At 67.8% G+C, this 20,425-nt stretch carries 22 protein-coding genes; 13 read left to right on the plus strand and 9 right to left on the minus strand.

The features are described from left to right. Positions 1 to 97 precede the first annotated feature (97 nt). The 5 genes from ACWEVR_RS17600 (at position 98) to ACWEVR_RS17620 (ending at position 3,531) form a co-directional block, all read left to right on the plus strand. Positions 98 to 466 carry a DUF2637 domain-containing protein gene (locus ACWEVR_RS17600; protein ID WP_452467772.1) on the plus strand — a complete coding sequence of 123 codons (369 nt, stop codon included), beginning with the start codon at positions 98 to 100 and terminating at the stop codon, positions 464 to 466. Between the two features lie 24 nt (positions 467 to 490). Further along, positions 491 to 673, plus strand: coding sequence for a hypothetical protein (locus tag ACWEVR_RS17605; RefSeq protein WP_452467773.1), 183 nt, complete (start codon positions 491 to 493; stop codon positions 671 to 673). Positions 674 to 747: 74 nt separating this feature from the next. Further along, positions 748 to 1,248, plus strand: coding sequence for a pyridoxamine 5'-phosphate oxidase family protein (locus ACWEVR_RS17610; RefSeq protein ID WP_452467774.1), 501 nt, complete (start codon positions 748 to 750; stop codon positions 1,246 to 1,248). A 52-nt stretch (positions 1,249 to 1,300) separates the two neighbouring features. Next, positions 1,301 to 1,942 carry a TetR/AcrR family transcriptional regulator gene (locus tag ACWEVR_RS17615; RefSeq protein ID WP_452467775.1) on the plus strand — a complete coding sequence of 214 codons (642 nt, stop codon included), beginning with the start codon at positions 1,301 to 1,303 and terminating at the stop codon, positions 1,940 to 1,942. Continuing rightward, positions 1,939 to 3,531: an MDR family MFS transporter gene (locus ACWEVR_RS17620; RefSeq protein ID WP_452467776.1), complete on the plus strand. Its 1,593-nt coding sequence runs from the start codon at positions 1,939 to 1,941 to the stop codon at positions 3,529 to 3,531. Before ACWEVR_RS17615 ends, ACWEVR_RS17620 begins: the two co-directional genes overlap by 4 nt. A 16-nt stretch (positions 3,532 to 3,547) precedes the next feature. On the opposite strand, the gene ACWEVR_RS17625 is transcribed toward ACWEVR_RS17620, so the two are convergent. Continuing rightward, positions 3,548 to 4,333 (minus strand): helix-turn-helix domain-containing protein, encoded by a 786-nt coding sequence (locus ACWEVR_RS17625; RefSeq protein WP_452467777.1) that lies wholly within the window; start codon positions 4,331 to 4,333, stop codon positions 3,548 to 3,550. Positions 4,334 to 4,387: 54 nt separating this feature from the next. Here ACWEVR_RS17625 and ACWEVR_RS17630 point away from each other — a divergent pair, with 54 nt between their 5' ends. After that, on the plus strand, positions 4,388 to 5,275 hold the full coding sequence (locus tag ACWEVR_RS17630; protein ID WP_452467778.1) for an alpha/beta fold hydrolase: 888 nt from the start codon (positions 4,388 to 4,390) through the stop codon (positions 5,273 to 5,275). On the opposite strand, the gene ACWEVR_RS17635 is transcribed toward ACWEVR_RS17630, so the two are convergent. Continuing rightward, entirely contained in the window at positions 5,268 to 6,323 is a 1,056-nt protein-coding gene (locus tag ACWEVR_RS17635; protein WP_452467779.1) for a LacI family DNA-binding transcriptional regulator, read from the minus strand. The genes ACWEVR_RS17630 and ACWEVR_RS17635 overlap by 8 nt on opposite strands. 157 nt (positions 6,324 to 6,480) lie before the next feature. Here ACWEVR_RS17635 and ACWEVR_RS17640 point away from each other — a divergent pair, with 157 nt between their 5' ends. The 6 genes from ACWEVR_RS17640 (at position 6,481) to ACWEVR_RS17665 (ending at position 12,900) form a co-directional block, all read left to right on the plus strand. Then, a complete protein-coding gene (locus tag ACWEVR_RS17640; protein WP_452467780.1) occupies positions 6,481 to 7,770 on the plus strand; it encodes an aryl-sulfate sulfotransferase in 1,290 nt (429 codons plus the stop codon). A gap of 15 nt (positions 7,771 to 7,785) precedes the next feature. Beyond that, the gene (locus tag ACWEVR_RS17645) at positions 7,786 to 8,643 is read left to right on the plus strand and encodes an ABC transporter permease (protein ID WP_452467781.1); all 858 of its coding nucleotides are present in this window, start codon (positions 7,786 to 7,788) and stop codon (positions 8,641 to 8,643) included. Between the two features lies 1 nt (position 8,644). After that, positions 8,645 to 9,403, plus strand: coding sequence for an ABC transporter ATP-binding protein (locus ACWEVR_RS17650; protein ID WP_452467782.1), 759 nt, complete (start codon positions 8,645 to 8,647; stop codon positions 9,401 to 9,403). 26 nt (positions 9,404 to 9,429) lie between these two features. After that, positions 9,430 to 10,389 carry an ABC transporter substrate-binding protein gene (locus ACWEVR_RS17655; RefSeq protein ID WP_452467783.1) on the plus strand — a complete coding sequence of 320 codons (960 nt, stop codon included), beginning with the start codon at positions 9,430 to 9,432 and terminating at the stop codon, positions 10,387 to 10,389. 139 nt (positions 10,390 to 10,528) lie between these two features. Beyond that, entirely contained in the window at positions 10,529 to 11,818 is a 1,290-nt protein-coding gene (locus tag ACWEVR_RS17660) for an oxygenase MpaB family protein (RefSeq protein ID WP_452467784.1), read from the plus strand. 17 nt (positions 11,819 to 11,835) lie between these two features. Next, positions 11,836 to 12,900: a lipocalin-like domain-containing protein gene (locus tag ACWEVR_RS17665; RefSeq protein WP_452467785.1), complete on the plus strand. Its 1,065-nt coding sequence runs from the start codon at positions 11,836 to 11,838 to the stop codon at positions 12,898 to 12,900. Between the two features lie 22 nt (positions 12,901 to 12,922). Here the strand turns inward: ACWEVR_RS17665 and ACWEVR_RS17670 are convergent, their stop codons facing one another. The 3 genes from ACWEVR_RS17670 to ACWEVR_RS17680 all read right to left on the minus strand — a co-directional run bounded on the left by ACWEVR_RS17670 (position 12,923) and on the right by ACWEVR_RS17680 (position 16,832). Next, on the minus strand, positions 12,923 to 13,546 hold the full coding sequence (locus ACWEVR_RS17670; protein WP_452467786.1) for a TetR/AcrR family transcriptional regulator: 624 nt from the start codon (positions 13,544 to 13,546) through the stop codon (positions 12,923 to 12,925). Positions 13,547 to 13,657: 111 nt separating this feature from the next. Then, positions 13,658 to 15,433: a hydroxysqualene dehydroxylase gene (locus ACWEVR_RS17675; RefSeq protein ID WP_452467787.1), complete on the minus strand. Its 1,776-nt coding sequence runs from the start codon at positions 15,431 to 15,433 to the stop codon at positions 13,658 to 13,660. Beyond that, a complete protein-coding gene (locus ACWEVR_RS17680) occupies positions 15,423 to 16,832 on the minus strand; it encodes an NAD(P)/FAD-dependent oxidoreductase (RefSeq protein ID WP_452467788.1) in 1,410 nt (469 codons plus the stop codon). The genes ACWEVR_RS17675 and ACWEVR_RS17680 overlap by 11 nt, the downstream gene beginning before the upstream one ends. Before the next feature lie 202 nt (positions 16,833 to 17,034). Here ACWEVR_RS17680 and ACWEVR_RS17685 point away from each other — a divergent pair, with 202 nt between their 5' ends. Continuing rightward, entirely contained in the window at positions 17,035 to 17,682 is a 648-nt protein-coding gene (locus ACWEVR_RS17685; RefSeq protein ID WP_452467789.1) for a TetR/AcrR family transcriptional regulator, read from the plus strand. Positions 17,683 to 17,766: 84 nt separating this feature from the next. On the opposite strand, the gene ACWEVR_RS17690 is transcribed toward ACWEVR_RS17685, so the two are convergent. From ACWEVR_RS17690 to ACWEVR_RS17705, 4 genes are read right to left on the minus strand one after another with little or no spacing between them, the layout of a single operon-like run. Further along, positions 17,767 to 18,507: a VWA domain-containing protein gene (locus tag ACWEVR_RS17690; protein ID WP_452467790.1), complete on the minus strand. Its 741-nt coding sequence runs from the start codon at positions 18,505 to 18,507 to the stop codon at positions 17,767 to 17,769. Between the two features lie 40 nt (positions 18,508 to 18,547). After that, entirely contained in the window at positions 18,548 to 19,876 is a 1,329-nt protein-coding gene (locus ACWEVR_RS17695; RefSeq protein ID WP_452467791.1) for a hypothetical protein, read from the minus strand. Beyond that, positions 19,873 to 20,241 (minus strand): hypothetical protein, encoded by a 369-nt coding sequence (locus ACWEVR_RS17700; protein ID WP_452467792.1) that lies wholly within the window; start codon positions 20,239 to 20,241, stop codon positions 19,873 to 19,875. The genes ACWEVR_RS17695 and ACWEVR_RS17700 overlap by 4 nt, the downstream gene beginning before the upstream one ends. After that, positions 20,238 to 20,420 (minus strand): hypothetical protein, encoded by a 183-nt coding sequence (locus tag ACWEVR_RS17705; RefSeq protein ID WP_452467894.1) that lies wholly within the window; start codon positions 20,418 to 20,420, stop codon positions 20,238 to 20,240. Before ACWEVR_RS17705 ends, ACWEVR_RS17700 begins: the two co-directional genes overlap by 4 nt. Positions 20,421 to 20,425: the final 5 nt, after the last annotated feature.

Genomic DNA, 20,425 nt, shown 5'->3' on the forward strand with positions numbered 1-20,425 from the left:
TGCCCGTACTCTGTTGAGAGCCTGCGTATTTGGCGGTCAAAAGCCCGTAGAATGGAGCCCGATGGACCACTCGGACCGTTTCCCTCGTCCTGTTCCAGTGACGGTGCCGAAGCTACTGGTCGGTTTAGGGGCGGTACTGGTTGTCGCCGCGGCGATCGCCTCCTTCACCTTCACCTCGACTCTCGCGGCGGTGGCGGGGGTTCCGGAGCACCTGACGTGGTTGTGGCCGCTCGTCGTCGGTCTGACGGTCGCGCTGGTCGCCTGCACTTTCATCACGCTGGTCGGCATCCGTGACGAGAAGGCCACGTCCCTCGTCCGGTTCTACGAGTTGCTGCTCCTCGTCACCGTGGCGGCCAGCATCTGCGGCAACGTCGTGTCCATCTCGCGCGATCCGATCCAGATGGGGACCCTCGCGACCGCGATCGTGGTGTCGGTTCCCCCGATCTGTCTGATGGTCTGCGTCTGAAACTGCCTGCTGCTCACGGCGGTCGTGCCCGTGCGCATCGTGGCCGCCATCCCGCAGGACGACTGGCGGCTCAGAGTCCTCGGCATACCGAGTACACCGGCGCCGTCCAAGGACCAGGAGACCGCCCAGCAGGAAAGCGCCTCCTGGTGGGACCAGCACCGCAACGAGGCACGGACCCCACCCGCGACCCCGAAAACCCGCACCTAGGCAGAGCGACCGCGGTGCGCTGCTCGGCTGAGTAGGGTCGGCGGAAAGTGACCAGGACCGGAAGGTGGCCAGTAGTGGGAATCGATCAGCGAGCTGTGGTGCGGATGAATGCGCTGGAAATCGCGGAGTTTCTCGACAGCACGAGGGTGCTCACGCTGGCCACCCTCGACCGGTCCGGAAAACCACACCTCACCGCCATGTGGTTCGGCCACATCGACGGTGTCGTCTACTTCGAGACCAAGTCCAAGTCGCAGAAGGCGGTGAACCTGCGCCGCGATCCGACCATCGCCTGCATGGCCGAAGCGGGCGAGACCTACGACCAGCTGCGTGGTGTATCGATCGAGGGCACCGCCCACCTGATCGAGGACATACAGGACGAGGAGTACTGGCGAGCCGCCGTCGACATCTACGAACGCTACGTCGGCCCGTACAGCCCCGAGGTCCATCCGTTCGTGGAACAGATGATGAACAAGCGCATCGTGATCCGGGTCGACCAGACCAGGGTCAGGTCCTGGGACCACCGCAAGCTCGGCCTGCCCGCGATGCCGCTGTCGGGTCGTACCGCCGAGGCCTGAGCTCATGTAGTTGCAGTTTCTGAAAAATTGCAGTTTGTGCTAACTTGGCGGCATGTCTTCCGAGCCGGCCAGGCAGCCCTCGATCGGTCTGCGTGAACAGAAGAAGCAGCGGACCCTGATCGAACTGTGCCTTGCCGCGCGGCGATTGGCGGTCGAGCACGGGCTGGACGCGACCAATGTCGACGACATCGCCAAGGCGGTCGGCGTCTCGCCGCGCACCTTCTTCAACTACTACGACACCAAGCTCGACGCGGTGGTCGGCCCGATCGGCGACATCGGCACACCCGAAGCGCGGCAGGAGTTCGTCGCCGGCGGTCCGACCGGGGTGCTCATCGAGGACCTCACCTGGCTGCACGCCGCCGGATTCCAGCCCGAAAACGAAGTGCGCGAAGGTATCTCGCTGGTCACCGAGCTGATCACCGCCGAGCCGAGAGTGCTCGCCGCCTTCATCGCCTCCGGCGCCCGTTTGGAAGCCGCCACCGCCGAACTCCTTTCGGCGCGGCTCGGTGCCGAGGTCGAGCCCGAATTCGCCTCGCTCACCGCGGGAATCATGACGACCATCACCACGCGGGCGGCGATGTCGCTGGCCGCGGATCCGCACGGGTCGTTCGCCGCAGCGCTGCACGAGCACTGCGCCATGGCCGCCCGGCTGTTCGACCGGCCGGACGGCACGACAAGGGAGACGCACCGATGACCACGACGGCCGACTCGCCGCCGACCCCGATCGTCCTCACGCAGAAGCGGATCTGGCTGATCTTCTCCGCGCTGATCGCGGGTATGTTCCTGGCCAGCCTCGACCAGATGATCGTCGGCACCGCGATGCCGACCATCGTCGGCGAACTCGGTGGGGTCTCCCACATGGCCTGGACCGCCACCTCGTATCTGCTCGCCACCACCATCGTGATGCCGATCTACGGAAAACTCGGCGACATGTTCGGCAGGCGCCGGCTGTTCCTGTTCGCGATCACCGTCTTCACCGCCGCCTCCGTCGGTGCCGCCGCGTCGACGGGATTCTGGGAGTTCATCGCCTTCCGCGGCCTGCAGGGCGTCGGCGGCGGCGGTCTGATGATCCTGGCGCAGGCCATCATCGCCGACGTGGTGCCTGCCAAGGACCGCGGCAAGTACATGGCGCCGATGGGCGCTGTCTTCGGCATCACCTCGGTCGCCGGGCCGCTGCTCGGCGGTCTGTTCGCCGACCACCTCGACTGGCGCTGGTGCTTCTGGATCAATGTGCCGATCGGCATCGCCGCGCTGTTCATCGCCTTCCGCTACCTGAGCATCCCCAGCCACCGCCCCAAGTTCCGGCCCGACTACCTGGGCATCGTGTTGATGTCGGCCGCGACCACCCTGCTGATCCTGATCACCGACTGGGGCGGCAAGCAGTACGAGTGGGGTTCGACGGTGATGCTGTCGATGATCGCGGCGTTCGTCGTCGTGGTCGCGGCGTTCGTCTTCGTCGAGTCGCGTGCCGAGGAACCCATGCTGCCGCTGTGGCTGTTCCGCAACCGCACCTTCGTGCTCACCTCGGTGATCGGATTCCTGGTCGGCCTGGTGATGTTCGCGGCGATCGGTTTCATCCCCACCTACCTGCAGATGGCCAGCGGTACTTCCGCGTCGGTGTCGGGCCTGCTGCTGATCCCGATGATGATCGGCATGATGCTCACGCTCATCACCTCGATGAACGTGATCACCAAGACCGGTCGCTACCGGGTGTATCCGCCCATCGGCGCCGCCCTCATCGCCATCGACATGCTGTGGCTGACCCGGCTGGACGCGAACACCTCGATGTGGGTGGTCTCGGCCATGCTGTTCGTCATGGGCGCGGGCCTCGGCCTGATCATGCAGATCATCGTGCTCGTGGTGCAGAACGCGGTCGCTCCCGACCAGATCGGCACGGCGACCAGTGCCAACAACTACTTCCGGGAGATGGGTGGCGCGCTCGGTATCGCGATCTTCGGTTCCATCTTCACCGGCAGGCTGACCGAGAATCTCACCGGCGCGTTCCAGGCGAACTGGCAGGAAGCGGCGGCGGCGAACATCGACCCGAGCGCGCTGATCCCCTCGGTGGTCAAGAACCTGCCGGACAAGCTGCACGACGCGATCGTCGGCGCCTACGTCGACGCGCTGGTACCCGGCTTCTGGTACCTGATCCCCGGTGCGATCCTCGCGTTCGCGCTCGCGTTGTTCATCCCGCACCTGACGCTGTCCGACGAGGCAGGCATGGTCGCGCGCGGCGAAGCCGTGATGGCCGAGGAGGAGCCGGACCTGGTCAAGGAGGGCTGAGCGTCCGGGCCGTGCATCAGTCGTCGATGTGCAGTTCGGCGCCGAGGGCGGTGAAGGCGGTGGGAGTCATGCCGAACATGGCCCGGAAGGTGTCACTGAGGTGCGAGGGTGAGGCGAAGCCCGCGTCGGTGGCGGCTCGGGTCAGGTCGTGGCCCTCGGTGAATGACTTCGCCACTCGCAGCATTCGCGCCCATTGGACGTAGCGGCGGAAGCTCGTGCCGGTCTGCTCGGCGAAGGTGCGCAGGAAGTACGAGGTGGAAAGGCCTGCGGCCATGGCCTTTTCGGCCGCGCGTTGCTGCTGGGTCGGGTCGGCGCGGATCTGCGCGGCCACCGCGGCGATGCGTGGATCGCCGATCGTCGGGACCGGGACGCTGGCCAGATCGAGTACTCGGTCGATATCCGGGTCGGGGGAGTTGCCCAGGTCGATCAGGGCGGCTTCGTTGCGCTGATCGGCGCTGAAACCGCCGATGTCGCGCGACATTCCGCCGAGACAACGGGTCATCCGGGACGAGGTCGGGTCGAAGAAGCAGAACAGTCTTCGCCCGTCTGTGTCGAGAATGTGGTGGGTGACCCGGGCACGGAACAGGAAGCTGCGGGCGGTGACATCGGGAACGCCCGCGGCGCGGACCCGGAACGGTCCGTCCAAACCGACGCCGAGACTCGCCACGGCGGTGGAATGCGGCCCCAGCGCCATACCGGGACCGATATAGACCGCGTGTCCGAGACGCAGCCACAGCCGTGCCGGTGCGGTGGCGGCCGCAGGCTCGGCAGCGCACGTTTCTGGAAGTGCGGGCAACGCCATGCACGCGACCATACATCCACCGATCGTCACCACCGTGCGAGATGTGGAGCAGAGATGACGACAACCTTCGAACTGAACGAGGTCGGCGTCGACGGCGCGCGCCTGGCCTATGCCGATGTGGGACAGGGAGATCCGCTGGTTGTGCTGCACGGCTGGCCGGAGAGCCACGCCGCGTGGCGGCATCAGATCGGGCCGCTGTCCCGATCGCGCCGGGTGATCGCGCCCGACTGGCAAGGCTGGGGTGCTTCGGCTCGTGACCTGCGGTTGAGCTGCGACTACGACACCGAGGTCGACCGGATCGCGCGACTGTTCGACGCACTCGGCCTCGACCGCGTCGATCTGGCCTGTCACGACTACGGCGGTTTCCTCGGACTCGGGTTCGTGCAGCGATACCCCGACCGGGTCCAGCGTTTCGCTATCCTCAATTCCCGGGCTCACCGCACCTTCACCACGCCGTACTACCAACTGTTCGGGCTGTTGTCCGCCGCGGCGCGACGCCCGATGTTTCGCCCGCTCCTCACGGCACGAACGATCGGACTCGTCCACCGCCTGGGATTGGCACAGTTCGTCCGCAACGGCTCGTTCGACACCCAACGCCTGTCCGGTTACCTCGATTTCCTGGACACCCGCGAAGGGCGCCGCTGGTACGCCCATTTCTGGGCGGGCTACAGCGTCCGGGTGCGCCCGGAACTCGCGGCCGGACTCGGCGCCATCCGCTGCCCCACCTCCGTGATCTGGGGCGACCAGGACCCGGCGATCCCGTTTCGCTGTGCCGAAGACCTCGCCGCACACATCCCGCACGCGACTCTCGTCCGGATCGACGGCGGCCATTTCATCATGGAACAGCGTCCCGCCGAAGTCACCGAGGCATTGCGGGCATGGTTGCGCCGCCCCGTCGAAGGCCATGGGCGAGCGAAGGATCGCGCGACTCCCGTCAACTAGTGGTCGGGCTCCGGGGTGAATCGGTGTCGGACGGGCAGCCGCAGGACTCGCCGTGGTGGAGGGTGACCGGCATCGGCGCCCACGTCGCCGGATCGGGCTCGGCCGGATCGAGAACATCACCGATCGCGCGGGCGGCGATGACGTCTATCGGCTGCATCACCGAGGTGAGGGTGATCTGCCCGAACTGCTGGGCCACGCCACCGTCGAAGCCGACGATGCGAAGGTCGCCGGGAACACGCAGGCCCACATCGGTGACAGCACGCATCGCGGCCGCTGCCTGGCCGTTCGTGCCGACAACCAGAGCTTGCGGTCTGTGCACTGTCCGCAGGTGTGCAGCGACTGCCCGATAGGCCCCCTCCGGGGTGAGATCTGTGCGGATCACGGTGCCCCCGTCGATGATCGAGGCGAAGCCCTCGTACCGCTCGGCGACGGTTTCCCGGTCGCCGTATTCCACGTCGGTGGCGGTGAAGCCGCCGACGAAGGCGATGTCACGACAACCATGGACCTCGATGAGATGTGTGGTGGCGAGTCTGCCCGCGGCGACATGATCGGCGCGGACGAGAGGCGTCGGGGTGTCGACGGTTCCCCTGCGGTTGTGCACCCAGGCGACGGGTACGCGAGCGCGGCGACAGACTTTGCCGATCTCGGGGGTGTTGACCGCGCCGACCACGATCAGGCCGTCGATGCCGACATCGGTGAACGCCGCCGTGAACTCCAGTTCCCGGTCGGGGTCGTAGCCGGTATTACCGATCATCGTCAGGTGATCGCGAGCGCGCGCCTCGATTTCGAGCCGCCCGGCCAGCGCGGCATACAGCGGCAACGTGAGGTCGGGGACGAGCAGGCCGAGTTGGCGCCACTTGCGTGGCCGTCGTAGCGCCCTGGCGTTGCGGTCGGGGCGGTAGCGCAGTTCGTCGGCGGCTGCGAGAACCTTGGCGCGCAATGCGTCGGACACCGGGCGGGGACCGTCGTTGAGGACGTAGCTCACCGCGGCGGTCGAGACGCCTGCGAGTGTCGCGACATCGGCGAGGGTTGGCCGTTTGGTCGTCACATTCGCTCCAGTATCGCGGGCCGCGCCCGAGTTCGTCCTGGTTTCACTCATCCCGATTTCTACCCTGTCCAGCGCCGTATTTCTTCCTACGCTAATCGATTAGACACGTTACCGGCGCGACCCTCCGCCGCAACAAACGACAGGTGAAGTAGACGACATGTCCTACGTACGACTCAGCGGAGTCACCCATCACGAACCCGGCAACACCCACGACAGCTACATCCTGTTCACCGGAGCCGACTCGATCACCCGCCTCATCGATCTCGCAGGCACCGTCGTGCGGGAGTGGCCGTTCGCCGGGGTCCCTCCCCGCGTCATCGACCCGGCACTCAACGGGGGCCGGATCGGTGACATCGGCGTCCAGCTCAGCGAGAGCGGTGACGCCCGTGGCGGCATCTACGCCAATGGCACGGTCGGTCAACTCACGTGGACCGGTGAGACCGTGTGGGAATGGGGCACGCAGGCCCCCGGCGGCGCGGCACGTCAGAACCACGATTGGGAACTGCTGCCCAACGGCAATCGCCTGCTCCTGGTGACCGTGCCACGGGTGGTCCCCGACCTCGGTGAGATGACCGTAGGCGACCAGGGACTTTTCGAAGTCGACCCCGGGGGCGCCATCGTCTGGCAGTGGCTCGCCGGTGATCACCTGCACGAGCTCGGCTTCAGTGAACACGGCTGGGAAGCCCTGCGCGCCACCGCGGCCCGTGACCCCGAAGACCCGTGGGGCTACCTGGAGATGAACAGCGCGAAATCGCTTGGCCCCAACGCCTGGCACGCCGATGACCCCGACACGGTGTTCCAGCCCGACAACATTCTCGTGAGTTTCCGCAAGGCCAATATCGTCGCGCTGATCGACAAGGCCTCCGGCTCGATCGCCTGGAAGCTGGGCCCGTACTTCGACGCTGTTCCGGGCGCCCAGCATCAGCGCATCAACGTCCACAAGGTGCCGCGCCCGCTCGATCAGATCTCGGGCCAGCACAACCCACACATGATCGCGCCCGGCCTACCCGGCGCGGGCAACATCCTGGTCTTCGACAACCAGGGTGGCGCCGGTTATCCGCCGGCTCCGCTCGGCATCTACGCGGGTTCCCGGGTGCTCGAGATCGATCCGGCGACCGAGCAGATCGTCTGGCAGTACACCGCCGAGGACTCCCAGCGCCCGTCGTGGACGTTCTTCAGTTCCTTCGTGAGCAACGCCCAGCGGCTACCCAACGGCAACACCCTCATCACCGAGGGCATGCGCGGCCGGATCTTCCAGGTGACCTCGGACGGTGCGGTGGTCTGGGAATACCACAGTCCCTACGAGGGCTACGGCGTCGCCGGTGAGCCCGAGGTCCGCGAACCCCGCGTCCCCGGGGTCGACCGACTCACCCTGACCCCGCTGGTCTACCGGGCGCAGTCGGTTCCCTTCGACTGGGTGCCCGAACCCACGTCGACCCACAGCTGAAGGAAGGACGACGAGATGACGATCAGCGTGGGAACCACCACCGCACCGGATCCGCCCGCGACGTTCGGAGCCCGGCCACGACGCGGGCTCAGGCCCGGCACGCCGACGTGGATCGTGCGTTCGAAGGCACTGGTATGGACGGTCGCCGGGCTGGGACTGGCCGCAGCGGCGTGGAGCCTGGTCGCGGCGAGCGGGCAGTTCCCCGCGGAGCTGTTCCCCGCGCTGCCCGAGATCTGGCGAGCCGGGTACGGCATGTGGGTCGACGGCCTGCTGGCCGAGGACATCGTCGCCAGTGCACGCCGTGCCGCAACGGGATTCGTGCTCGGTGCGCTCGCGGGTATCGCCGCCGCCGTGCTGACGGCGAACACCGCGATCGGGCGCCGACTGCTCCAGCCGGTGCTGCGGTTGCTCGCTCCGGTCCCGACCATCGGACTCGTTCCGCTGGCCATCCTGTGGTTCGGGCTCGGCGAGGACAGCAAAGCGCTGGTCATCGCGCTCGGTGTCTTCGTGCCGGTCTGGATCAACAGCCACACCGGCCTGTCGGGCACGCCACACGACTACCTGCAGGCCGCCCGCTGCCTCGGCGCGGGCAGGCGCCAGACCCTGCTGCGGATCGTGCTGCCCGAGGCGGCTCCCGACATCGTCTCCGGGCTGCGTGTCGGTGCGGCGATGTCGTTCGTACTCATCGTCGTCGCCGAAATGACCGGCACCACCGCCGGAATCGGCTATCGGATCTATCAGTCACAGATGTTCTCCCAGGCAGACCGGGTGATTGCCTGCCTGATCGTGCTCGGCATCATCGGCGCCGCCTGCGATCTGGCGATCGCCTCGGTCACGACGCCCCTGACGAAGTGGTCGGAAAAGGAGCACTGACATGGCAATTCACATCCAAGACCTGGTCGTGCACTATCCCGGGCAATCGGCACCGACACTCGGCGGGGTCACCATGTCGATCCCCGACGGCTCGTTCACTGTGCTGGTCGGCGCATCCGGCAGCGGCAAGTCGACACTGTTGCACTGCCTGGCCGGTCTCATCACCCCCACCTCCGGGCAGGTGACCGACAACGACGTTCCCGTGCTGGCGCCGGATCCGCGCCGCGGCATGGCCTTTCAGCGTGATGTGCTGTTTCCGTGGATGTCGGTGGCCGACAACGTCGAGTTCACCCTGCGCGCCCGCGGTGTCCGGGCGCGCGAACGCCCGCGACGGGTCGCCGAACTCCTCGAGGTGGTCGAGCTACCAGCGGGCACGGGCGCACGCCGGCCCAGCGAACTGTCCGGCGGCATGCGGCAGCGGGTGAACATCGCCCGGATGCTCGCCGGTGAGCCGACGGTGATGCTGATGGACGAGCCCTTCGCCGCACTCGACGCGCTGACCCGGCTGCGGATGCAGGACCTGCTCATCGACCTGTGGACCAGATACCACCGCACCGTCGTCTTCGTCACCCACGACATCGATGAAGCGATCCGGCTGTCCGACACCGTCGGTGTGCTTCGCGACGGTCTCATCGTCGACCGGATCGCCAACCCACTGACCCGGCCGCGTCCTTCCGACGCGCTGGCCGAGCAACCCGGCTACAGCAGGCTCCGCAAGCTCTTGCACCACGAACTCGGCATCGACCACGCCATCGCCTGACCCCCTTCGAGCTAGGAAACACCATCGTGAAGATCTCTCCTCGCCGCATCGTCGCCGCGGCGCTCACCGTTCTCGCCTTCGCGACCGTCACCGCCTGCGCGGACGCGGACAGCGACGATCCCACCAAGCTGACCGTCGGATTCGTCGTCGACCCGTCTTGGGCGCAGATACCCGTCGCCGACCGGGTCGGGCTGTTCGACAAGCACAATGTGACAGTCGAAGTCGTCAACTTCCCCTCCGGAGTGGAAGCGCTGCAGGCGGTCGCGGCCGGACAGGTCGACATCGCCACGGCCGCCGACGTGCCGACCTCCGCTGTGCTCACCCGCTCGCCGTCGCTGCGGATCGTCGGCGACGGTTCACGCTGGGAAGGTTCGCGCATCATCGCCCGCCGCAGCGCGGGCATCGACGACGTGGCGGATCTGGCGGGCAAGTCCATCGGAACGCCGTTGGGCACGAGTGCCGCGTACTTCGCCGCGAATACGCTGTCGCACAACAACATCACGGCGAACCTCGTGCAGGTCGCGCCGTCGGCGACGGTCACTGCTGCGAGCGGGCACGACGTGGACGCGGTGTCGATCTTCCAGCCGTATCAGGCCCAGGTGGTGGCCGCGCTCGGCGCCGATGCCGTCGAGCTGACGGGTGGTAGCTATCACCAGCACAGCCTCTACCTCGCGACTCAGGAGGCGATCGCCCGCAAGGCCGAGGCCATGACCGCGTTCTTCGCGGCGCTGTCGGAGGCGGGCGAGCAACTGAAGACACTCGCCGAGCCCGCCGTCGAGGCGGTCTCGGCCGCCACTCAGCTGCGACCCGACCTCCTGCGCGGTGTGCTCCCGCAATTCGATTTCACCCTGCAACTGCCGCCGACCCTTCCGGGCAAGCTCACGGAGCTGGGGCGGTGGGCCGAAAGTCAAGGCAAGATCCCGGCGGGCACCCCGCTGCCGGATTACGCGACCGTGATCGACAACCGCTTCCTCCCGGTGACCTGATAGAACGCTCCGCGGACTGGGCCGCTGCCGCCACCACCGACCCTCGATTCCATACTTTCGGGTACGGAAAACTATTCGACATAGTATTGTCGACGACGATCGCAGTCAGCGGGTGGATGCTCATGTCAGGAGGCCCGGTGTGGCCGAATCCGTCGAAGGTCAGGTCGAAAACCTTCACGCCGGAGCAACGGCGAAGTGTCCCAGCGCATTTCGCTACTGGGAGGCGCGCGACACACTGCGGGTGCGGCGCCTCGAACGCGTCTTCACGGCCGTGACCAGGCAGCGGCTGTTCCCGACCGACGAGCAGGCGATCGCCCTGTGCGAAGACCTGTTCGCCGGTGACCCGGTGGCCGAGCGATTCGTCGCGGAGGTGATGCACGGCGAGATCGGGCCGAAAGCCGGGCGCCGGATGCTCGAGCAAGCCCTGCGCGAGGGCATCGACGCGGTCCCGGAGGCACCGGAATCGATGCGTGAACTGTTCGCCGAATTCGAGACGGTGCCCGACTGGGTGGTGCCCGAACTCGTCGAGCAGGGTGCCGCGATCTGGCGGCGCTGGGGCACCATGCTGTTCGGTTTCGCCGGGGCCGAGACACTCGAGATGTACACCGAGGCGGCGGTCGCCACGCCGCTGTCGCTGGCCGGTGGGTACGCGGGCGACAGCGCGCTGCGCCGGTTCCTCGAGACCTGCCGGTTCTGGATGGACGTCTCCGAGCGAGGCGCGCTGCTCACCGCCGGTTCGGCGGGCCGGGCCACCGCGCTGAAGGTGCGGGTCATGCACGTGTCGGTGCGGGCGAAGGTCGCCGGTCATCCCGAGTGGGACATCGAACGCTGGGGGCTGCCGATCAGCCAGACCTACCAGATGCTGACCCTGCTGGCGGGCAGCGTGACGCCCGGGCTCGGTCTGTGGGCGCTCGGCTACCAGACGACACCGTCGGAAATCCGTGCGCTGCTGCACTTCCAGAAGTACATGGGCCACCTGCTCGGGGTCCGGCTGCGCTGGTACCCCGACACGGTTCTCGACGCACTGCGCGTGCTGGCGATGACCATCGCGTCGCGGTCCTACGACGCCGGACAGCACGGGACCGAACTGATCGAGTCGTATCCGGCGGCGTTCGCGCCCCGCGACGGTCATCGCGGCCTGGTCCGGCTACGCGAGATGTACAACTTCCGGATCAACTCGGTGTACGCCGCGATGTACATGGCCCCCGGTACGCGTCGGCACTACACCATGCCACCGGCGTTTCCGTGGATCCTCGTCCCGATCGTGCGCTTCCCGCTGATCACCGTGACGGAGCTCGTGCGCCGGTTCTGCCCGCCGTTCGCGCGGGTACACGAGAAACTTGTGCTCGCCCATCGCGAGAACTGGTACCGGGCCCAGATGCGGGGCCGCGAAGCCGCCTTCGACGCCGGCGGGGCCCTGCGCCGATGAACCGACGGAAAGCGATCATGACTGCCACCGACATCGTCGAAGTATGGAACGGGCCCGGCCGCGGCGACGGCGAGCTGACGCCGATCGAGCCGCACCACAACGCTTTTCATCCCGCCGCGAGCAGGCTCGCCTTCGAACACTGGTATTTCGACGCGCACCTCGACACCGGCCACGTGGTGATCGGCTTCCTGATCAAACGTCGCCCCGAGGACCTGCCGCTGTCGCGACCCTGGGTGGAGATGATCGTCTACGCGCCCGACGGCACCCGCCGTCAGGTGTCGCGGCGGTATCCGCACTCGGCGGCCGCGTTCTCACCGGATGCCTGCGATGTACGTATCGGTGACAACACCGCCCGCACCGAATCGCACGACGACGGTCTGCCCACCCACCATCTTCGGATGGCGGAGGACGGCTTGGTCTTCGACCTGCGGTTCCACAACGAGGTCCCCGGCTGGATGCCCGGCAAGGGCGAAACCCGTTTCGGCGGTAGGGATTCCTTCGGCTGGATGGTCGCCGCGCCCCGCGCGCGAGTGACCGGGGCCATCGAGCTCGACGGCGCACGGCACGAGGTCACCGGACGTGGCTACCACGACCACAACTGGGGCGTCGGTGACATGAAGAAGACCATCGAGCGCTGGCACTGGGGCCGGTTGTACGTGGGGGACTACTCGCTGCTGTTCGCCTCGGTGCTCACCCAGCAGCGCAAGGGCGGCCACGAGATCAACCCGTTGATGCTGGCCGACCACGCCGACATCGTGCTGTCCACCGGCGAGACAGTACTCACCGAGGGCCCCGCCCGCTTCGACGCCACCGCGGGCCGCACCTACCCCGAATGGGTCGAACTGCGGGTACCCGGGCGACTCGAACTGCGCCTGGACATCACCCGGGTCATCCACGCCCACGATCTGCTCGACGATCTGCCGGTCGTGCGTTCACCACTGGTCAAACCGCTCGTACACCGGCTCGTCGGGCACCCGGGCTACTTCCGGTTCGAGTCGACCTTCGAGCTGAGCGTGCACACCGACAACGGCACCGCACAGCGGGACGGAACGACGCTGCACGAACTGGTCGCGCTGACCTGAGCGCCGCCGCGGAAATGCGGGATCAGCACCGCGGCCCGGCACTGGTGATGAACCGGAAGAACTCCCGACGCTGATCCGCGGTGGGCACCGGCAGGTTCTGATTGCCGTGCACGAAACCGATGCCCGCGAAGCACATCAGCCCGGCCCGCATCTCCGACTGTTCGGGCGAGAACCCCAGCTCGATCAGGGCTTTGGACAGGGTGTGGAAGATCCGTTGATCCAGCGCCTTCACCGCCTCGGCCACCTTCGCGTTGGTGCGTGCCCAGTCGCGGACCGCGAGCTCGACCTGCCAGACCCGCTCCTCGGTGAGCAGCGCGCCCATGCGTTCCAGGCGTTGCTCGACGGGCAGTTCGTCGAGGTCGTGGAAGCCGCGGGCGGCGTCGTTGTGATCGGCACACCAGAACTGCGCTGTCGTCTCGAGCAGTTGATCGATGCCGTCGAAGTGCCAGTAGAAGCTGCCTTTGGTTACCCCGAGTTCCTCGCAGACCTTGGCGATGGTGACGGCGCCGACGCCGTCGCGCAGCAACACCCGCAACGCCGCGTTCGTCCAGTCCTCGACACCGAGCCTGCGGGCCGCTCCCCGGGCCGCCGCTTTGCGTTTGGACACCGGCGCCGGCGGTCGGGAATTCCCGGGCTCGTCGGTCATGGCCGTCTCCTCTCGGCATCGCGGGCGGTCTACCGTTCGGTCCGCGGTCACCGGACAGTGTTTCACGGAGCCGGCCTGCCACGTGCCGATGGTGCGGGCGCGCTGACCGAATCAGCTGTCGAGCAGGTGCGGCAGTCCGGCTCGGAAGCGGTCGGCGTCGACGGCTTTGGCACCGGCGAAGACGGGCAGGTCGACCAGCGGGAAGCGGGTCGCCCGGCTGCCCGGATCGTCGGCCGAGTCGAGGACCGCATTGGCCGCGGCGCGCCCGGATTCGTTGGCCCCCTCCATCGTCGCCAGGTCGATATGGCTGCGGATGTGGTCGCCGCCGAAGTAGAGGTTCGGAATCGCGCAGTGCGCGTCGGGCCGGTTGTCGTAGGACCCGACCGTATTGACCAAGAGCGGCGTCTCGTTGTGAATGCCGTTCCCGGACCAGGTGATGCCGGGATCGAGGTGCCAGGAGTGGATGTCCTCGTCGCGCAACCAGCCGGTGCCGGTGTTGAGCCAGGTCGTGAGCTGCGCCCACACCTCCGCCGCGATCTCCTCGGCACCGCACTCCTTGGCGGTGCGCCCGTAGAGGATCCCAGGGGTGTCCCAGTCGGAGATGTCGACCGACAGGCATTCCACGACGGACCCGTCGCCGTAGGTCGCGGCGAAATCTCCCACCCACATCGGTGCCTGGCGCAGCGCGGTGATCGCCCACGGTGACCCGAGTGCGGCGATGTGGCCCTCGGGGATGTCGGTGGGGCGGCGCAGGAAGTACTGGATGCCGACCATCCAGTCCGTGACCAGCTCGCGCATCCCCGCCAAACGTGGGTCGGCGTCGAGGATCGCCGGGCTCAGCAGGTCGACGACCCGGTCGACGGGAACGGCGCAAATGTAGTGATCCGCAGTCACCGTGGTCGTGCCCCCGCCACCGGTCACCGTGGCCGACTCGATCCGGCCGCCGGCCAGCCGCAACGAGGTCACGGCCCGGCCCAGGACGAACCGGACTCCGAGGGAACGCAGATACGCCACCCACGGATCGATCCACGCGGCGTTGGTCGGCCGGTTGAGGATCCGGTCCACCCCGCCGGAGAACTCTGGAACGAGCCCAGTGCCTGCCAAAACGAGTGCCTCGCCGATGGTGCCGATCGTGCGCGCCGAACTGGTCTGCGGTTTGGCGGCCACGGTGATCCGGGTCAGCGCGCTGACCAGGTACTTGCGATAGGCGGCCGACTTGCCCTCGGCCCGCATGATCTGTTCCCAGGTGACGTACTCCCACTGCCCGAAGCGACGTTCCGTGCTCGAGGTGAACCACATGGCCATCTGTTTGGCGAAGAAGGCCAGTTCGTGGGCGGGCAGCTCGGGAATGAACCGCAGCGAACCGATGATGCTGTTCTGGATCACCTGCGGGGTCAGCTGGGTGAGGCCGCCCGGTTCGACAGGAAGGAAGATCGGCGCGGTGTTCTCGAAACCGGCGACCGTGCCCTCGACCCGCACGAGGTTGTCGAGCACGCCGTTCGCGTTGCCCGGGAACGGGATTCGGCTCATCGTGTCGGGGACATTGCGGTAACAGCCGGGAAAGAAGCGGAAGCCGTGCTCGCCGGGCAGATCCTGCCTGCCCGGGCCGGCCGTGCCGGGAACGCCGAGGCTGCGGGCTTTGCCGCCCAGATGAGCGGGTTCGTAGACGGTCACGTCGTAGCCGCGTTCGGCCAGTTCGTGCGCCGCGCTCAGGCCCGCCATCCCGCCACCGAAGATCGCGACGGTTCTGCCCGTCGTTCGGAGCAGCGGCGAGCGTGGGCCGGGGGCGGCGCCCACCGTGGGTGCCGGGACGGCCAGCGCGGCACCGACGGCCAGCCCGGCTAGCAGGGCTGTGCGGCGGGTGCAGGTGAACGGGCTATCGGACATGCTGAGCTCCGGGTGTCGCAGAGGTGAGCAGGGTGGGCGTCGACACCCGAGGGGGAGTGCCGCGCAAGGTGGTTCGCGTCAGCTGTCGTTCGGCGACCGCGTCGCGGATCTCGCGCGCCATGTCGGCGAGGACGGCGGGCACCTGATCGCGTTGATGGCGCAGCGCGTCCCAGCCGAGCCGCAACGCGCGAGCCGGGGTGTAGAGATCGGCGGGTTTGCGTGTGCGCGAGAAGATGCCGGTGGTGATCTCGGCCAGCTCGCTATCCACCTCGGCGCTGCGGTAGAGCTCGATCTCCAAGGGCCGCATGGCCTCGCCGCGGGCGAGCCGGTTGGTCCAGTGGAAGATGTCGCGGCACTCGATCACGCGCGTGCGCTCCCACTGTGCCAGTGCCGCATCCAGATCGGCCGGGTCGTCGAGGACGTCGGTGACGGCTTCGGCCAGCCGCCGACCGTAGTGCAGTGCGTCACGGATCCCCTGCGCGGTGACGGGATCCTTGAAATGACCCGCGTCGCCGGGCAGCGCCCAGCCGGGGCCCGCGGAACGGCGGAAGTACGAGGCGATGCCGACGGCCGATCGGACCCACCCGACTCGTTCGCAACCGCGTAGCCGGTCGAGCAGCCCCGGAATCCGTTGAACCGCCGAGGAATAGCGGTGTTCGGCCACGCCCGGGCCGAGCCTGCCCTCGGCGCGTGGCGGTTGCACCAGGCTCAGTACGAGGCCGTCGTCACAGGGGAACGCGGTGCCCAGATCCGCCCCGACGCGCCACTGCGCCGCGATGTGGCGTGCGGCATCGGGTGAGTCACGCCAATAGGCGAAATAGCAGTCACGGCCGCTGGGTACCGTCAGGAACGGCTCCTCCGCCCCGACCGCGCGGGCGACGGTGCTGCGCCGCCCGTCCGCACCGACTACCAGCGCCGCCCTGATCTCGGTGACGGCGCCGGCGCTGTCGCTGTATCGCACACCGGCACAGCGGTTTCCGTCGAAGATCACTGATTCCACCCGGCATCTCGGCCGCACGTCGGCGCCCGCCGCGATCACCGCCCGCACGAGCGCTCCGTCGAGTCCGGTCCGCCGCACGCACATCGCGTAGTCGATGCCGTCGACCGGCTGGAACGCCGACCCGATACCGAATCCCGCGCCTTCGGCGTAGGCGTGGGTCAGCTGGGGCGCGCCGAGCGCGGCCACCTCGGGAAGGACGCCCAGTCGCTGGAGTTCGGCCATGCCCGCGGGCCAGAGCAGATGCGTGGACAACGTATCCGAGGGCAGGGGAGCGGAATCCAGGACGATCACTCGTCGACCGGCCGCGGCCAAGGTGAGCGCTGTCGCGGAGCCGGCGCAGCGCGCACCGACCACGACGACATCGGCGGACTCGATGCTGGGGACGGGGGAAGGGGTCATGTGAGCCGCCTCGGTCATCGAGTCTCGGACAGTATGTCCGATAAAATGATGAGCTGCGTCACACCCCGAGTCAATACCGCACGGCCACAACATCTTTGCCGACGGTGTACCGCTCCCGGGAGCGACACACGCGGCGCGGCAGGCACAATGAGGGCATGCCCCCAGCACACGAGCGCGGCGCCGAGCGGGATCCAGGGCGCCGATGCCCTCGCTGACGCGCGTCCCGCGATCGGCCCGCAAATCCTCCGACGACCGGCGGGTGGAGTTCGAGCGCCGGGTACTGCGCGCGGTGGAGGACCTGCTCGCCGACGGCACGCCGTACACCGAGCTCGCCGTGCAGCGGATCGCGGCCGCGACCGGCGCGGCCCGGTCGACCTTCTACCGCTACTTTCCGGACAAGAGCAGCCTGCTGGTCCGGATGGCCGAACTGGCCACCGCCGATCTCTTCGCGGCCGCCGAAACGTGGTGGCGCGCAGAGCACACCGACGAGCAGGCCGGTGTCGTCACGGCGATCGCCGCGATGATCAGCGGCTTCCGTGCACACCGCTACCTGTTGCTCGCCCTGAGCGAGGTGTCGGCCTACGACCGCGCGGTGGCGCGCTACTGGCGGACGAGGGTTGCCGGCTTCGCCGAACTGGTGTGTACCCGCCTCGACACCGAGCGCGCGGCAGGCCGCGTAGCGCCCCGACTCGACCCGCAGTCGACCGCCCTGGTTCTCACCTCGATGGTCGAACGGACACTAACTGTCGCTTTCGCCTCGGAAACCGGCATCACCGACGAGGAGCTGGCCGCATCACTCGGCCGCGCCATCTGGCTCGTCGTCTACGGCGACGCACAGACGACCGCCTGACCCCGCCGACGAAAGCCTGCGTGTCACATTCCTCGGGTCCGAATGTCGGCTGAGCATGGTCACCACTTCTCGCTGGGCACGTGGTCAGGGGGCGCAGGTCAGACCGGTCAGCACCGCGTTCAGTTCGGCGAGTGTTGTCACGGAATGGAAATCGCCGCCGGACAGTCTGCCGATCTCGCGCAGCGAGTCCGGATCGGTGGGCACCGGGACCAGGCTGCGGCCGTTCGCCTCGGGAACCTCGATCGTTCCACCGCTGGTTCCGAGCGAAACAGCCGAGATCCCGGCGTACTGCCGCCTCGCTTCGCGGGCGGCGGTGAAGGCACCGCGGGAATCGTCGAGATCGGCGGGCACGGTCTGTTTGCCGTCGGAGAGCAGGACGATCCGGCGCGGGCCTTGGAGCGACGCGACCGCCTGCAGCGCACCGAGCGCGGCGAGCGCGGTGAAGATCGCTTCGCCGGTGGCGGTGCGTTCGGCCAGCTGAACGGCATCGATCGCGCGTTTGAAGAGGGTGCGGTCGGTTGATGCGCTCACCTGCACCGATGCGGTGCCGGCGAAAGTGATCAGGCCGAGTTGCGTGCGCGGCGGCAGCCGATCCGCGTACTCCTTCGCCGCGGTCGTCGCGACGGCGAGCCGGGTAGGCGCCACATCGCCGGCCTCCATCGACAGCGAGGTGTCGAGCACGAACATCACCACCGCGTCGCAGACCGCGAGCCCGAGTTTCGGTTGTGCGTGTCCGGAGATCGTGTTCGCGCAGGCGGAAGTGAGACCGACTACCGCGGCCAACAGGCAGGCCGCTACCGACAGCTTCGAATGCCCTTGGCGCACAGGGCCAAGCTACCAGCGGACGTCGTAGTCCAAACGATTACTATCCCCCGAACAGCAGGTACAACCCGGTGAAGGTGAAGGCGACCATGGTCAGCATCAAGGCCAGCTGACCGGTCAACCGGTGACGAGGCGGGAGCAGGACCAGACAGCGGTCGTGTGCGGCGGCGACGCCGAGGACATGGCCGGTCAGCACCGCGAGCACCTTGCAGGTGGCGAGCACACCCGGATGGTTCGACAGCACGTAGGCCACATCTCGATCGGCCAGGCCCGCGAGGTTCCAGCCGCGGTCGAGCGGGTCCGCGAACAGCAGCACCGTCGCCTGCCCCTTCTCGACGAGAAACGTGAGGTAGTGGGCGATCAGGTAGCCCGCGACGATGGGAGTGAGGCTGAGCGCCAGTCGTCGGGGGAGCAGTGCGCGATCGGCGGGGGAGACACCGCCGGTGGCGCGCGCGGCGAGGGAGAACAGTCCGCCCACGACCCCGATGAAGACCAGTAGGCCGGCCGTGCGTACCAGCGTCGCGTCGACGACCGGAGCCAGGTCGTCGACCAGTTCGCGCCACCACGGGAACGTGGAGAAGCTGTCGAAGGCGGTGGATCCGAGCAATGTCGCGGCGACCGCGACCGATCCGGCGAGCCCGGGGGTCCCCGCGAGATTGTTCAGCGGCATCCGCAGTACCGGTTGTCCCGCGTGGTCGCGGCCGAACGGACTCAGGTGCGCCAGCAGCGTGCTGTACACCTCGAGCGGGTCGGCTCGCTCAGCCCACACGGTGCCGAACAGGACGAGGCCGATCGAGGTGACGACCAGATAGCCGATCAGCCAGGTCAGTACAGAGGTCACTGAACCCGGTGTGCGCCAAGCCAATTCCAGCCACACGAACGAGAACAGGCCGACAGCGGCGGGAAGGTGGCCCCATTCCTCGCGATAACGGAGAATTCCGTGTTCCGGCGTGCGCCGCAGCAGTCGACACCCGAATCGGTGGATCGCTCTGACCGGGGAGATGACCTTCCAGACCGGTCCGATCAGCAGCGACGCCACCATCACCCCGACCCAGACCCCGATATACAGCACTCCGGGCACCGGATTCCGGGCCGGATCGGAGGAACCGAACACCGCGATGACGAGCACGCACGCGGTGCACGCAACGCCGACCGTGGAAGCTACGCCGCGAGCCACGGGCGCGTCGATCAGCCGGCGCACCGGCGTGGGCAGCGGCAATCCCGGTGACTGCGGGTCGAGTCGCGGCTGACGCCAGGCCACGAACAGCAGCGCGAACGAGAAGGTCAGCGCCCACGCCGCACCGACCAAGGCGTAGCTGAGCGGAATCGGCAGGTCCGCGGCGCCGTTGAGGCCGTGGGCGAGGAGGCTCACCGCCGGACCAGCAGCGTCGTCACCGTCCGTCCGAGCCGGTGGAGTTCGATGTCCACCTGGCCCGGAACCGCCACGGTGAAATCGAACTCCTGGCCAACGGCCGCGACGACGGGAAAAGTGTGCGCGGGAGCGGAGTGGACGTGCAGTTCGTCGGTGGCATCACTGTCGACCCGCAACACGATGCGTTGCCCCACCTCGGCTTCGGTGCGCGTATTGACCGGAGACACTCCACCGTCGGCTATCCGGATGTCGATGGTGCGTGCTGTCGCCACCGGCTCGACGGTCGGCTCGCCTGACGAGCAGCTCATCAGCAGTGCACCCGCGCAGACCGTCACAAGACCGAGCCGGAGTCGACGAGTGCTCACGGATTCTCCTCACTGCGGTCGGTCCGCGCGGATTCGGTTTCGGCGCCCTCGTTTTCGTGCTTCTCCGCGCGCCGATCGCGCATCGCGATGAACAACACCAGCCCGACCAACGCGACTGCGGGCAGGAAGGCCGGAATCGCCAGCAGAAGGGAGTGATCGGCGAGAATGTCGACGTTCACCTCGC

The sequence above is a fragment of the Nocardia sp. NPDC003979 genome (genome assembly GCF_053605015.1).

What these genes read in the sequence shown, in the direction of transcription:
- ACWEVR_RS17615 (WP_452467775.1), top strand. Translation starts at nt 1,301, where the DNA reads ATGTCTTCCGAGCCGGCCAGGCAGCCCTCGATCGGTCTGCGTGAACAG.
- ACWEVR_RS17620 (WP_452467776.1), top strand. Translation starts at nt 1,939, where the DNA reads ATGACCACGACGGCCGACTCGCCGCCGACCCCGATCGTCCTCACGCAG.
- ACWEVR_RS17625 (WP_452467777.1), bottom strand. Translation starts at nt 4,333, where the DNA reads ATGGCGTTGCCCGCACTTCCAGAAACGTGCGCTGCCGAGCCTGCGGCC.
- ACWEVR_RS17630 (WP_452467778.1), top strand. Translation starts at nt 4,388, where the DNA reads ATGACGACAACCTTCGAACTGAACGAGGTCGGCGTCGACGGCGCGCGC.
- ACWEVR_RS17640 (WP_452467780.1), top strand. Translation starts at nt 6,481, where the DNA reads ATGTCCTACGTACGACTCAGCGGAGTCACCCATCACGAACCCGGCAAC.
- ACWEVR_RS17645 (WP_452467781.1), top strand. Translation starts at nt 7,786, where the DNA reads ATGACGATCAGCGTGGGAACCACCACCGCACCGGATCCGCCCGCGACG.
- ACWEVR_RS17650 (WP_452467782.1), top strand. Translation starts at nt 8,645, where the DNA reads ATGGCAATTCACATCCAAGACCTGGTCGTGCACTATCCCGGGCAATCG.
- ACWEVR_RS17665 (WP_452467785.1), top strand. Translation starts at nt 11,836, where the DNA reads ATGACTGCCACCGACATCGTCGAAGTATGGAACGGGCCCGGCCGCGGC.
- ACWEVR_RS17670 (WP_452467786.1), bottom strand. Translation starts at nt 13,546, where the DNA reads ATGACCGACGAGCCCGGGAATTCCCGACCGCCGGCGCCGGTGTCCAAA.
- ACWEVR_RS17675 (WP_452467787.1), bottom strand. Translation starts at nt 15,433, where the DNA reads ATGTCCGATAGCCCGTTCACCTGCACCCGCCGCACAGCCCTGCTAGCC.
- ACWEVR_RS17680 (WP_452467788.1), bottom strand. Translation starts at nt 16,832, where the DNA reads ATGACCCCTTCCCCCGTCCCCAGCATCGAGTCCGCCGATGTCGTCGTG.
- ACWEVR_RS17685 (WP_452467789.1), top strand. Translation starts at nt 17,035, where the DNA reads ATGCCCTCGCTGACGCGCGTCCCGCGATCGGCCCGCAAATCCTCCGAC.